This window comes from Bacillus sp. JJ722 (genome assembly GCF_036963345.1).
Classification (GTDB): Bacteria; Bacillota; Bacilli; order Bacillales; family DSM-1321; genus Bacillus_AD.
The window spans coordinates 1-12,471 of record NZ_JBALMO010000203.1 but is presented as its reverse complement, the minus strand read 5'-3'; the positions used below and the strand labels follow the sequence as shown (position 1 = coordinate 12,471).

General features: G+C 33.9%; 14 protein-coding genes and 3 pseudogenes. 2 read left to right on the top strand and 15 right to left on the bottom strand.

Annotated features, from left to right (window positions below; all coding sequences use genetic code 11):
* The coding region (locus tag V7014_RS20875) for an argininosuccinate synthase (RefSeq protein ID WP_335509939.1) at positions 1-1,204 on the bottom strand (1,204 nt) is incomplete at its 3' end.
* Positions 1,205-1,527: 323 nt separating this feature from the next.
* Between V7014_RS20875 and V7014_RS20870 the strand changes: the two genes are divergently transcribed.
* Positions 1,528-1,845, top strand: coding sequence for a hypothetical protein (locus tag V7014_RS20870; RefSeq protein ID WP_335509938.1), 318 nt, complete (start codon positions 1,528-1,530; stop codon positions 1,843-1,845).
* An 82-nt stretch (positions 1,846-1,927) separates the two neighbouring features.
* Here the strand turns inward: V7014_RS20870 and tnpB are convergent, their stop codons facing one another.
* The 9 genes and pseudogenes from tnpB to V7014_RS20825 all read right to left on the bottom strand — a co-directional run bounded on the left by tnpB (position 1,928) and on the right by V7014_RS20825 (position 7,440).
* Positions 1,928-3,049: an IS200/IS605 family element RNA-guided endonuclease TnpB gene (gene tnpB, locus V7014_RS20865; RefSeq protein WP_335509937.1), complete on the bottom strand. Its 1,122-nt coding sequence runs from the start codon at positions 3,047-3,049 to the stop codon at positions 1,928-1,930.
* 191 nt (positions 3,050-3,240) lie between these two features.
* The gene (locus tag V7014_RS20860) at positions 3,241-3,792 is read right to left on the bottom strand and encodes a hypothetical protein (RefSeq protein WP_335509936.1); all 552 of its coding nucleotides are present in this window, start codon (positions 3,790-3,792) and stop codon (positions 3,241-3,243) included.
* Positions 3,793-4,455: 663 nt separating this feature from the next.
* Positions 4,456-4,972, bottom strand: a pseudogene (locus V7014_RS20855) (GrpB family protein).
* A gap of 154 nt (positions 4,973-5,126) precedes the next feature.
* Positions 5,127-5,735, bottom strand: coding sequence for a CPBP family intramembrane glutamic endopeptidase (locus tag V7014_RS20850; protein WP_335509934.1), 609 nt, complete (start codon positions 5,733-5,735; stop codon positions 5,127-5,129).
* Between the two features lie 39 nt (positions 5,736-5,774).
* Positions 5,775-6,071, bottom strand: coding sequence for a winged helix-turn-helix domain-containing protein (locus tag V7014_RS20845; RefSeq protein WP_335509932.1), 297 nt, complete (start codon positions 6,069-6,071; stop codon positions 5,775-5,777).
* Positions 6,064-6,660, bottom strand: coding sequence for a hypothetical protein (locus V7014_RS20840; protein ID WP_335509930.1), 597 nt, complete (start codon positions 6,658-6,660; stop codon positions 6,064-6,066). Before V7014_RS20840 ends, V7014_RS20845 begins: the two co-directional genes overlap by 8 nt.
* A gap of 194 nt (positions 6,661-6,854) precedes the next feature.
* A complete protein-coding gene (locus tag V7014_RS20835) occupies positions 6,855-7,004 on the bottom strand; it encodes a hypothetical protein (RefSeq protein ID WP_335509928.1) in 150 nt (49 codons plus the stop codon).
* Positions 7,005-7,015: 11 nt separating this feature from the next.
* Complete coding sequence (locus V7014_RS20830) at positions 7,016-7,201, bottom strand: hypothetical protein (RefSeq protein WP_335509926.1); 186 nt, start codon at positions 7,199-7,201, stop codon at positions 7,016-7,018.
* Between the two features lie 62 nt (positions 7,202-7,263).
* On the bottom strand, positions 7,264-7,440 hold the full coding sequence (locus V7014_RS20825) for a hypothetical protein (RefSeq protein ID WP_335509924.1): 177 nt from the start codon (positions 7,438-7,440) through the stop codon (positions 7,264-7,266).
* A gap of 250 nt (positions 7,441-7,690) precedes the next feature.
* Between V7014_RS20825 and V7014_RS20820 the strand changes: the two are divergent.
* Positions 7,691-8,172 (top strand): annotated as a pseudogene (locus tag V7014_RS20820) (GNAT family N-acetyltransferase).
* Between the two features lie 109 nt (positions 8,173-8,281).
* Here the strand turns inward: V7014_RS20820 and V7014_RS20815 are convergent.
* From V7014_RS20815 to V7014_RS20795, 5 genes and pseudogenes are all read right to left on the bottom strand, one after another.
* Positions 8,282-8,482: a capping complex subunit for YIEGIA gene (locus tag V7014_RS20815; protein WP_335509922.1), complete on the bottom strand. Its 201-nt coding sequence runs from the start codon at positions 8,480-8,482 to the stop codon at positions 8,282-8,284.
* Positions 8,469-9,386, bottom strand: a complete 918-nt coding sequence (locus V7014_RS20810; RefSeq protein ID WP_335509920.1) for a YIEGIA domain-containing protein — start codon at positions 9,384-9,386, stop codon at positions 8,469-8,471. Before V7014_RS20810 ends, V7014_RS20815 begins: the two co-directional genes overlap by 14 nt.
* 206 nt (positions 9,387-9,592) lie before the next feature.
* The gene (locus tag V7014_RS20805) at positions 9,593-9,874 is read right to left on the bottom strand and encodes a hypothetical protein (protein WP_335509918.1); all 282 of its coding nucleotides are present in this window, start codon (positions 9,872-9,874) and stop codon (positions 9,593-9,595) included.
* 417 nt (positions 9,875-10,291) lie between these two features.
* A complete protein-coding gene (locus V7014_RS20800) occupies positions 10,292-11,863 on the bottom strand; it encodes a malate:quinone oxidoreductase (RefSeq protein WP_335509916.1) in 1,572 nt (523 codons plus the stop codon).
* Between the two features lie 446 nt (positions 11,864-12,309).
* A pseudogene (locus tag V7014_RS20795) lies at positions 12,310-12,471 on the bottom strand (two-component sensor histidine kinase); the annotation flags it as partial.

Here is a 12,471-nt window from a genome sequence, read left to right as displayed (position 1 = left end):
CGTTCACCTTCTTTTTATTGTTAACCATGCTGTTTACTTTTGTTGGTAATCCAAATAACGAAATGAAACCAACAGCTGCAGCATGATCAAACTCATCTTCAGTTGTATAAGTTGCCAACTTCTCATTGTATAGAGAATTTTCAGACTTTCTACCTTCAACGATTGCATGACCTTTGAATAGTTTCACACGTACTACACCGCTTACTGTTTTTTGTGTTTCTTTAAGGAATGCCACTAAAGCATCTTTTAAAGGAGAGAACCATAGACCATCATAAATAAGTTCCGTTAATTTCTTCTCAATAACTGGTTTAAAATGAGCAACCTCTTTTACTAGCGTAAGATCCTCTAATTCTTTATGAGCCGTAATAAGCGTCATCGCACCTGGACACTCATATACTTCACGAGATTTAATACCTACAAGACGGTTTTCAACATGGTCAATACGACCAACACCATGTTTACCAGCGATTGCATTTAATTCAAGAATTAAATCAGATAGTTTGTAAGGAATACCATCAATTGCAACTGGAACACCTTGTTCAAATGTAATTTCAATCACATCTGCAACATCTGGCGCCTTTTCAAGACTAACCGTTAAATCATATGCATCTTCAGGTGGAGCAGCCCATGGATCTTCTAAAATACCACATTCATTACTTCTTCCCCATAGATTTTGGTCGATAGAGAATGGACTATCTAAATTGATAGGAATAGGAATATTGTGATCCATTGCATATTGAATTTCTTCTTCACGAGACCATTTCCACTCACGAACTGGTGCCATCACTTTTAAATCTGGATTTAAAGCGGAAATAGAAACTTCAAAACGCACTTGGTCATTCCCTTTCCCGGTACAACCATGAGCTACAGCTACCGCGCCTTCAAGCTCAGCTACTTCTACTAATTTCTTCGCAATAAGCGGACGGGAAAGTGCAGATACTAATGGATATTTTCCTTCGTATAATGTATGAGCTTGCATAGCTACTAAAGCTAGCTCTTGTGCATACTCTTCTTTTGCATCAATGACATAAGACTTAATTGCGCCAACTGAAAGAGCTTTGTTTTTTATAAATTCTAAGTCTTTTCCTTCCCCTACATCTAAACAGCATGCCACTACATCGTATCCTTGATCTTGAATCCATTTAATAGCAACGGAAGTATCTAAACCTCCGGAATAAGCTAATACAACTTTTTGTTTTGACATTATATAATTGCCCCCTGTTTATGAATAAAAATTCATCTAAAATAATTTTTATTCAAAATCTTTATACAACCTTATCAGCTTTTTTATCTTTTGGCAAGGGGAATTTCTCTATTTTCTTAAGTTTTAGATTTATCTATATTCTATGTGTACCCTTTCATAGAGTAAAAAGATGAAAAACTATTTAAAACATTATAAAATAGTTTTATATTCATTTACTCTAATATGAACTATAAATATTCAACATTATAATAAATACATAATCTTAAGGTATATACATTTTTTGTGCATATACTTACAAGAGATCGAAACGGAGGCAAAACTATTTGAACAAAGACTATTTTATATATAATGATCGATTAGGTATCCCCATCCCTGACTTGGATTTACACTGGGATAATTATGATAGACATATACAACTAGAAATATTAACGGAGTGGGAAAATATACGCGGCACGATACCTGATCGTATTCAGGATTTAGAAGCTAATATTAATAAGAAACAGCAGGAACTAGACGAGGAAGAGTGCTTTTCAACGTCCTGCAAACTAAATTATGAAATTGCAGAACTCGCTTCCCAAATTAATGACCTGTGGCTTTGGTATCGAACACAGGAAAATATAACAGAGAGAAGTCATGATTGAACTACCCACCACTTACGAAACAAAACACTTTCGTTTGAAGTGGGGGATTCCTAAGTAAAGAAACGTATCGGTTTCTAATGGATTAGGCGAACCCCGTAGTCCCTACGGTTAGAAGTCTTATGGCTTCATTTATAAAGTTTTGTCCTGCGTTAATATCCCTGTCGTGATGCGTGCCACAAGAAGGGCAATCCCACTTACGAAGGTTTAGATTTTTAACGTCTTTGTTTTGATAGCCACAGCATGAACATAACTGAGAACTCGCAAAGGTTTTAGACACCGCAACTACTTCTTTGCCATACCATTTTGCTTTGTATTCAAGCATAGTTCTAAATTGTGACCAAGACACTTCGCCAATCGCTTTGGCTAACTTGTGGTTTTTCATCATATTTGATACTTGCAAATCCTCAATCCCTACAATATCGTGGTTTTTGATGATGTAAGTTGAGATTTTCTGCAAATAGTCTGTTCTTGCATGGGTGATTTGTTCGTGAATTCTTGCAACCTTCATACGTTGTATGTTCCAATTGGAAGAACCTTCCACGCGCCTGGAAAGGATACGTTGTGCGGTTGCTAATTTTTCTTCAAGTTTGCGAAACCATTTTGGATTAGAGAATATTTCTCCCGTACTCAAAATAGCAAAGTCTTTTAGTCCAACGTCAACACCCACAGAAGAATCTGTTTTTTCTAATGCTTGTACGTCTGTTTCAGCAAGAATGGATACAAAATATTTCCCACTTGGATTTCTTCTAACAGTAGCATTCAGAATACGACCTTCTACTTCCCGACTTTTAGCTAAGCGAACAAGACCAAGTTTAGGTAATTTGATTTTATTCTCTTCAATGGCAATATTTCCGTTCGTGTGCTTGGTTGTGTAAGACTGTACGCTGTTCTTCTTAGACTTGAATCGTGGTGCTTTATTTTGTTTCTTGAAGAATCGAGTATAGGAATCAGCCAGGTTTTTAAGTGATGATTGAATAGCAATACTGTCAACTTCTTTTAACCAAACCAGCTCTTTCTTTAACTGTGTTAATTGGGAGGAACAAGCGCTGTAAGTTAATCCTTTGCCTGTGTCCTTGTGCATATCCATCCACCTTGCCAAAAAGTAATTGAATACAAAACGTGAACAACCGATTGTTTTCGCAATAAGGATTTCTTGCTTTTTGTTCGGATAGATACGAAACTTATATGCTTTGTTGACTAGCATTGACTTTCACCTCGCTTCATGCCTTGATTTTCAATCTATTTCTTAACTACGGCGATAAGAGAACCCCCAATAGTCAGAAAACAAAAATAATATATCTACTGGCAATATTATCCTATATCGATTATATAATGAGTGCGTTAATCGTTCAAAAGAAACTTTAGGCTAACGCCTAACCGACATTCATCTCCCACCTATTGTTTGGCTACGCCCTTCACACAATTGAGGAAGGAGTCTTCTGTCGGAAAATGGTAAAAAATGAGATTAAACGATCGATAAATAAAAGTAATAATTAGATCAAATATTAAAGAAGTCCATATCCACTTTTTATTAAAAAATGTGATTGTAAATATGATCAGGAATATGGCAGCTGGGAAATAAAACAGGAATGTTACTCCTTGAATATAATCTATTGCTGCTTGTGAAGAGATTTCCCAATCATAAAAACTCAATCCTGAAAAAATGATATAAAATAAAATCACAGCCCTAATAAAAATCAATAGAAGTTTGAGACCTCGATTGAATTGTACTGATTTTGATTTTTTTAATGGCTTATTCTCATTTTCATTAGATATAGTTACTTGTGGATAGTTTTTTTCAACTTCCATTAATTTAGAGTATAATTGTTGGCATTCAGTGCAGTAATGAATATGTTCGATGACAACTTTTTTTGTATCATCTTCTAAATTATTGATTACATGAATCAATTCTCGCGTTAGTATATGAATCTTTTGATTATCATCCACATGTACTTACCTCTCTTTCACCATTTGTTTTCTTATCCTAAATTCTTTAATGTAGAGACCAGAAAATCAAGTAAATCGCTAATTTCTTGATTTTCATACCCGTAATAATCTTTTGCAAGAAGAATATTCCTGTCTAGGACAAATAGTTCACCTAGAACTCTTTCAATCTAACTATTTTTGCTATTAATAAATTTTCTCATTTACTTCGGATGGGTTGATTTTTGGCATTTTCTTTCTCCTCATAATATCTCAGCATAAAAAAGACGATTCAAATCTTAAAAAGTTGCATCTTTTTTAAATTTCTATAAACTATTGCTTGAATTTGCCCTATCCCAATAACAACTTACATTTAATAAGATTCAAACAATCTCATTAAACGTAGAAACGATTAACCACTATTCTCTTTTATTCTAGTTAGAATTTCATACTGCAAAATTTAACTTCAATCCCCTTTTTTCATTTCCAATTCATCATTTCATTTAAATAGTAATGACTATACGTATAACGACAACAAAGTTGTTTGATTTTTATAAAAATAAAGAGCCTTGCAACGTAGCAAGACTCTTTAAAGTACTCTGTTTAGTTTGACATTATAAAATGAACAATACAGTTATATATTTTTTATTAAACTAAAAACCAGTTAGGTAAGGAATTAAACTGATATTATTTGTTCATTTTATCTAAGATCGACTTAACGAAATCAGTTTTATCTTCAGCATATTTATGTTTATTACCTTTGCTTACTGATGATAATTCCTGTTTAAGTTTTTCATACTGATATCTTGCTGTTTCATTTTCCCTTAAAAAATCTCTTAAATGTAACTGTTCAAGTAAATATCTACTTCCACTTTGATACATATGTATTTGATGTGTTCGTGGCTCACCTTTGTTAAAGTAATATCTATCTGGTAATACATTTGTCCCTCTATAAGAGTACCCCAGTTCCTCCTCTAAAGGTTTTACACATTTTTCTCCATCCTGAAAATCCTTTAACTCAATAGCAATATCTATAATTGGCTTTGCACTTAAATTATTCACTGCTGTACTTCCAATATGATGAACACCTAGTATATACTGACCAATTACATCTTGTACCCTTTTTTTTCTCTAATATAAATTCTGTTTCCCAATTAGCTGTCCAAGGAACTAAAAATACCTCGCCTTTTGGTAAACCAAGCATTTTCTATACCTCCCCTTACATAAATTCAACTCGACCTCTTTGATTGATTTTATTCCATTAAATTGCTCAGTTAATGATACAAGAAAAAGGAGCAATTTGCAGCTCCTTTAATTGAAGTAAAGAACCTTAATTGACGTAATCTTCATATAATTCTTTATTTACTATCCCATTTACCAGAAACTGCTGCTAACATTAGCCATGGTTCAATAACAAGATTTATTAAGATATGTGCAATAATTGGAGCAAATGTACTTCTGTCTGTCATAATATAAAGAGCTGCTAGTAAACTACCTAATACGGTTGTCGAAATGATAACAGGAATAGCAATTTTGAGATCACCCCTTAATAATACCCATGCTCCATGAGCGAGTCCAAAGACAATTCCCGAAATCAATATTTGTGATGTATTCGAAAAATTTATTGACAATAAAAAATCCATTAAGATATGTCTAAAAAGGACTTCCTCTACAATTCCTGTGACAATCGCTGCCCATATTCCAATTACTTTAAGCCATGAAAAAGTGAAAAGATGCTCACTTACAAAAGGTAACGCTATAACAGTATAAGAAATGTAAGCAATTACAATAAAAAAAGTAAAAAACCATACAGATCCACTAGAAAATACTTCAGAATTAAGCCCAACCCTTGTCTCTATAAATGATTGAGGGTTACCAACATACCAAAATATAATACTAGCTGTCAGCATTATCGATATACTAGCTAAAATCCAACCTGTTTTTACTCGGTCATTCGAAGTAGTCATATGCTCCATATACCCCCTGTTTTTTAAATTTTTATTTAGTTAAAAATTTCTTTTTAAGATAGCTTCTAATGTTTCAATATACTCTAAATAAGCTGTTTTACCATTAGAAGTTATAACAACAATAGATTTTGGTCTTTTCTTATCGAAAACTTTTCTAATTTCTATATAATTTGCTTCTTCTAGCTTTTGTAAGTGAGATCCTAAATTACCATCTGTTATTTCCAATTCTTTTTTTAAGAAGGTAAAATCACATTCTTCATAACTCATAAGTAAGCTCATGATGCCGAGCCTTACTTTTGCATGAATAAGATCATTAAGTTGCTTAGAATTACTCATCTTGTTTACCTTTATATTTCATTAAAATTCCAGTTAACACTAAGCAACCCCCACCAACTACTGAAAAGATAATAAAAATATAATCCAAGAAGAATTGATATGTGAAAATACCAAGTATCCCCAACGATGTCCCCATATAAAACAATTCTTTGGCTAATACAATACCTAATAATAAATACATGAACGACGTCAATAAAAATATATACAAAGCCATATTTTGTATTGAGAGAACAAGTAGTTCATTAGAGATTAAAAATGAAAACATAACAGCTAGAAACAAAATCGCAATCCAAACCATCTTCAGTTGTTTTCCTAAAAATATAGGTATCGGTGACTTATTCTTTTGATTTATAAATGTTATTAAAGTAAATATCCATCCTATAAGTGTTAATCCCACCCATATGCCAATTGTTAATTTTGTAATACCAAGCTCTGTAACTGAAAATGCTACAACCCATATAAAACCCCATAGTATAAAGTAAGGTGAAGTAAATTTAACAAAACTTTGTTTATGTTTGGTTAGTGCTTTAATATGAGCTAGGTTTTCTGTAATTTCATTGTAAATATCTCCGTCTTGTTTTCCTTTCACAAGATATCTCATCCTTTCAGAGTACTCTGTCAAACAGAGTATAAATCAATTAACATTAAATGTAAATGGTTATTTAAATTATTTTCATTTAATGAAATTTAAGTTAGTAACTCCTTAATAAACTCTTAAAGCAGGAAGGCCTATCCTGTAAGCATTCAAAAACAAAACAGGTCGAGAGCAACGAGTCGTTTTTCTCAACCTGTTTTTATAGTTTTTTTACTAGCGACTAAAAGATAGATTGATTGGATAATAATTTTTTTCCCTTGCTGTTTCTCTAACGGGACTGGATCAATACTTTGGTCATTAGCCGTTAAATCAATTGCATAGTCTTTAGCGAATAGCATGTGCGTTTCTACTAAAACATCTTCCATATTTTCATCAAGATTGAATACTCTAGCACCTCGTAATCTATTTCGTTGATCACCTGGAAGATCGTATGTACCGAATCCCGTATTGCCAGCATGGCTGAAAACAGACCACTATTGATTGGCCCCATACATTCTTCTTCATTTCTTTCACCAACGATCTGATGCTTATTCACAGCAATAGTATGGTTGGATTCAGTTCTTTGATCGACACTGGCGTACAACATAAATCGATGCTTCAAAGAGGAATATGTATAAAAACTAGCGAAGGGATTTTCTTTCCATACTTCATCTCTAATTTCTTGGATGTTTCATAATACCAACTGACTTGATCAAAACGAAGCCAATCCCAATTAGGATAGCCATTGAAATCTTGACCTGCAATAGTTTTAGGTGCATATCTGCCACTATCCAACAACCAAAGATTGAAGGCTGGTTTATTACCTTAAACTGAACAATCTTAACTTTGCCATCTCGATTGAATTGAAGTTTGATTTCTTCTGGCTTTTTTCAGCATAAACTGTTTCTCCAAACATTTCTCCTGGAATATCAAAAGTTCCAAGTGATACTTTAACATCTACGAATATATGTTCTTAAAGTAAAATAAGGGAAAAGGGGATTTTTCATGAGTAAAATTAGTACATTTTTCGAAAAAATATTTAGATATTTTAAACTCTTTCAAACTTCCAAAAGAACAAGTACAATACACTGCATTGCCAAATGAGGTTAATGAAGAAGCAGAAGGAAAATATCGTATTGTGATTTTAAATAATAATAGACCTGTAGGATTCTTCTTATTACATTCAACTGAACGAGTAAGAGAGTATACAGATAACTCAAAAGTTATGCTGTTGTCCTCATTTTCTGTTAATCATTCTGATCAAGGGAATGGTTATGCTAAAAAAGCTATGCTCCTACTAAATGATTTTGTTAAATCTGAATTCCTAACTGTGATGAAATTATTTTAGCTGTAAATCATAAAAATATACCTGCTCAAAAATTATATGCAAAAGTAGGTTTTCAAGATACAGGCAAGCGAAAGATAGGTTCTATTGGTGAACAGTCTATAATGAATTGGTATTATAAGAAAGATTATTTTTCAGTAAAAAAGTTATTGCCGATTTCTATAGAAAATCGGCTTTTTTAATCACCACTAATCTTTGCTACATCCATTTTCTCTTGTTCATGTAATTTATTATCTGTTCTTTTATTCCAAACTATAAGCCAAATAGGTGTTTTGCTCTGTTTAAGTAATATTATCGAGCTGATGTAAGAATCATATACATCCCATTACTAAGTTTCACAACATCCCCAGCTACAGCAAGAGCAACCTCACGCATTAATAGATCTTGTTCTTCCTTATCGTTCGCACGAAGAAGTAGTACATTTCCAGGGTTTATCATAGTATCGTTATGCTCTTGTGTTGCAATTATGGCATAAATTTTAATATCGACCATTTCGATTCTCCCATTTTTTCAAGAAAATATGCGATTTATTAGAGCTTTCTAAAACTGGAGTTTGACTAGCTACTTCAACCATTTTTTTGATATCCCCGAAAAGAGGAACAACGAAAAAAACGATTCGTCCATCTTCATAGTTTTTACGAGTAAAGTGGTACCGTTTCACGCCAATGCTTCTTGTAATTTCAAATAAAATAGCTTGTCGTTGACCGTAGTTATCCAATGCAATTCGATAATGCTGTTCTTTGGGTGAGACGACAACTGCAAGCCCTTCCTGTACAATCATCTCTTGCCCTTTCTCGATCCCAATCTTATTAGAAACAAATATGTCATCTACATACAATTCGTTATCTCGAACAATAATCTTGCCTTCCTTTACTTCAGCAATATCAGCAATTAACTGCCCTTTAGTAAATCGAGTGAGAGCGATATATAAAATAAAACCTCCAAATAGACCAGCCATCATTCGAATACCTAAAACTTGTGCATGCATAATTTGCATGATAATACCTATTGAAAGTGCTACCAATAAGGAAATATAGTTTCGTGCTTCAAATGTCTTGGCAATTCCATCGATGTAAGCACTACCGCGTTTCGTATACTCTGTCTCCTCTAAAGTTTGAAGACTACTTTGTTCTTGTCTTCTAACACTTTGAAACTGGGTCAATGCTAAAGTTAAGAAAGTAACAGCTGTGAAATTATTCGTCATCAAAGTAGGTATAAATACGGCTCCTAAAGTGGCAGAAATAAATCCTAAAACAACTTGTCCTAAGTACCCATTAGGAAATGATGGATACTGCCGGTAGTCTTCTCGGAGTGTAGCAAGACGAGCAATTGTTCCACCAATTATAGCAATGATAATAAGATAGAGATTCTGCGTTGAGAGAATTTGTGCCCCCATACAGGTATCACTCCTACATATAGGTTTTAATGCATATTATATCCAATTGCGAAAAAAAGATGTAGGAAAGAGATAGACAGCCTTTTAGAGTTTACTATAACTTATGATACGGTATATCTTATCGGTTCTACCGTGATACTAATAAGAAATACACTTGCTTGGAAGTCCCAAGCGTTTAATTGGGCTAACTTCCCCCTTTGCGGCTGTCAGTTATTGAGAAGAAAGCAAGGTAATAGATATTGCATAAGGTTGTTTCGCAATGCTTGAAAGGTTTCCTTTCCGAAAAATGCAGCAGCTTTACGATCTATTTCTGTTAGAACGGCGTCAATTTCACGAATTCTATCTACAATCTGTAATGCGATTGCCCCACTGATTTCTTTAGCGACTCGTTCTAGTAGAACCATTGTATCAACAGAAGAGCTCCGCGCAAATATGGCACTAGACAATATTATTACGAAGAAACTCGGAATATTCGGGTGTAAAGGCACGACGGATACATTCCCTCATCCCTGCATGACCATAGGAAACCTCTGCATTTTCACTTCTACTGGCCAACTCAATCTTGTTCCCATAGAAAAACACCTCACATTGATTAGATATTTATTCAATACCCGTTTTTCAACGAAAGGTGTTTTTATTTGTCTCATTTTTTTAGGTCCGTACCGAATGATTAGGTGTTTAACACCCATTTTTCAACGAAAGGCGTTTTTATTTATCACAATTTTTGAATCAGTTCCCATTAAGGAGTTATGGCTTAATTATGATACGGTTGAATGTAACTTCTTTAACTGCGAATATTGAAAAAAGAACCTTCAATCCAAAGTTAGATCAAAGGTTCAATATTTTATTTCCAATGATAATCTATAATTACTCAATTCCTTACCTTAATTTCTTCATCCAAATAATTAACTTAAGACCGGTTCTTTTTCGCTTAGACCAAGTGTCTCCGCAGTTGAAGTATGAATATCATGCAGAAGCTCTGGGTTTTCCATTAATGACATGCCATATGAAGGAATCATTTCTTTGATTTTCGGTTCCCACTCTTTCATATGTTGCGGGAAGCATTTATTAATTACCTCAAGCATAACGTGAACAGCTGTAGAAGCACCCGGAGACGCACCTAGTAATGCTGCGATTGAGCCATCAGCGCCAGTAATCACTTCCGTACCAAATTGAAGCGTACCTTTGCCGCCAGATTCAGTATCTTTGATAACTTGCACACGTTGGCCCGCTACTACTAAATCCCAGTCCTCGCTTTTGGCGGTCGGGATAAACTCTCGTAACTCTTCCATGCGCTGTTCTTTCGATAACATAACTTGCTGAATCAGGTATTTAGTCAATGACATTTCTTTTGCGCCTGCCGCCAACATAGTTAAGACATTATTCTGTTTTACGGAAGTTACTAAATCGAACATTGAACCTGTTTTTAAGAACTTTGGTGAGAAGCCGGCAAATGGTCCAAATAGCAACGATTTTTTATTGTCGATATATCTTGTGTCAAGATGCGGAACAGACATTGGAGGTGCCCCAACCTTAGCCTTGCCGTATACTTTTGCATTATGCTGTTCTATAACATCCGGATTATTACACACCATAAATATTCCACTTACCGGGAATCCTCCAATATGCCTTCCTTCAGGAATACCGGATTTTTGCAATAAATGTAGACTTCCTCCCCCGCCTCCGATAAAGACGAATTTAGCAGTATGGCATTCGACAGTACCGCTACCGAGATTCTTCACTTTCAATTCCCACAAGCCATCGCTAGTACGTTTAATATTATTAACACTATGGTTGTAGTTTATATCGACATTTTTGCTCTCTAAGTGGTCAAACAACATACGTGTTAAAGCACCAAAGTTGACATCAGTTCCAGAGTCGATTTTTGTTGCTGCTATAGGGTCATTCGATGCGCGGTCTTGAATAATAAGCGGAATCCATTCCTTCAGCTTTTCCGAATCATCGGAAAATTCCATACCTTGGAATAGTGGATTGTTTGACAGCGCTTCAAAACGTTTCTTTAAAAAAGTTACATTTTCTTCCCCTTGTACTAAACTCATATGTGGCAATGGCATGATAAAGTCCTGTGGATTATGTATCAGCTTGTTAGTTACAAGATAAGACCAAAACTGCATTGAAAGCTGAAACTGTTCATTAATCTTTATAGCTTTACTAATATCTACAGATCCATCGGGTTTTTCGACTGTGTAGTTAAGCTCGCACAATGCCGCATGCCCCGTTCCTGCATTATTCCATTCGTTAGAGCTTTCTTCCCCTGCATTTTCAAGCTTCTCAAATACTGTAATTTCCCATTCCGGTACTAATTCTTTCAACAGTGTTCCTAAAGTCGCACTCATAACTCCTGCGCCAATTAAAATGACGTCTGTTTTATTTTCTCTGTTGCCCATTTTTACCAACCTTTTCCTCTGAATTTGCAGAAAACATGTAGATGTCCACACAAAACTAATGTGCGACATAGTCACACACCTTTTCTGACTAAATTATAATCATATATAGTGTATTACAATTATATAAAGATTTAAATATCTATATTATATGATAATTTTAAATAATTTAAAATCTATAAATCTGAGAAATTCGTCTACTAGGCTTGGGTTTTCCAATTTTCAGAATGAATAACGATACTTTTTAGTTACTCATCTCTTTCTTTTTTCACTCCTTCTTCTATTCCCAGACTAATGCCTTATCTATTAAATGTTATCTAATTCGTAAATTAGTATATCACTTTTAAGATAATTTCGTTAATTTTATTTACTATTTTAGTCTAGATATATAATTTTGATATAAAGTTTTATTAAAAGATCTATCAGTCATCATTAATCAAAGCAAAAGAATCCATGTTGAAATTAAGTTAATCAACATGGATTCTTGAAAAGTAGAAATCTAAAATGTACTTTATAAATTATTTTCGATTTTTTTTAAAGCAATATAAAGTTCCGCTTTTATTCGATTGTAAAGTGTATTTTATATTTAGTAATCTAGATATATCCTCAATAATTTTTAATCCTAGGCCTGTGCTTTTACTATTAATATCGAAACCAATTCCATTATCTCTAATATATAC

What these genes read in the sequence shown, in the direction of transcription:
- V7014_RS20810 (WP_335509920.1), bottom strand. Translation starts at nt 9,386, where the DNA reads ATGGGGGCACAAATTCTCTCAACGCAGAATCTCTATCTTATTATCATT.
- V7014_RS20800 (WP_335509916.1), bottom strand. Translation starts at nt 11,863, where the DNA reads ATGTCGCACATTAGTTTTGTGTGGACATCTACATGTTTTCTGCAAATT.
- V7014_RS20815 (WP_335509922.1), bottom strand. Translation starts at nt 8,482, where the DNA reads ATGGTCGATATTAAAATTTATGCCATAATTGCAACACAAGAGCATAAC.
- V7014_RS20845 (WP_335509932.1), bottom strand. Translation starts at nt 6,071, where the DNA reads ATGAGTAATTCTAAGCAACTTAATGATCTTATTCATGCAAAAGTAAGG.
- tnpB (WP_335509937.1), bottom strand. Translation starts at nt 3,049, where the DNA reads ATGCTAGTCAACAAAGCATATAAGTTTCGTATCTATCCGAACAAAAAG.
- V7014_RS20835 (WP_335509928.1), bottom strand. Translation starts at nt 7,004, where the DNA reads ATGCTATTCGCTAAAGACTATGCAATTGATTTAACGGCTAATGACCAA.
- V7014_RS20850 (WP_335509934.1), bottom strand. Translation starts at nt 5,735, where the DNA reads ATGACTACTTCGAATGACCGAGTAAAAACAGGTTGGATTTTAGCTAGT.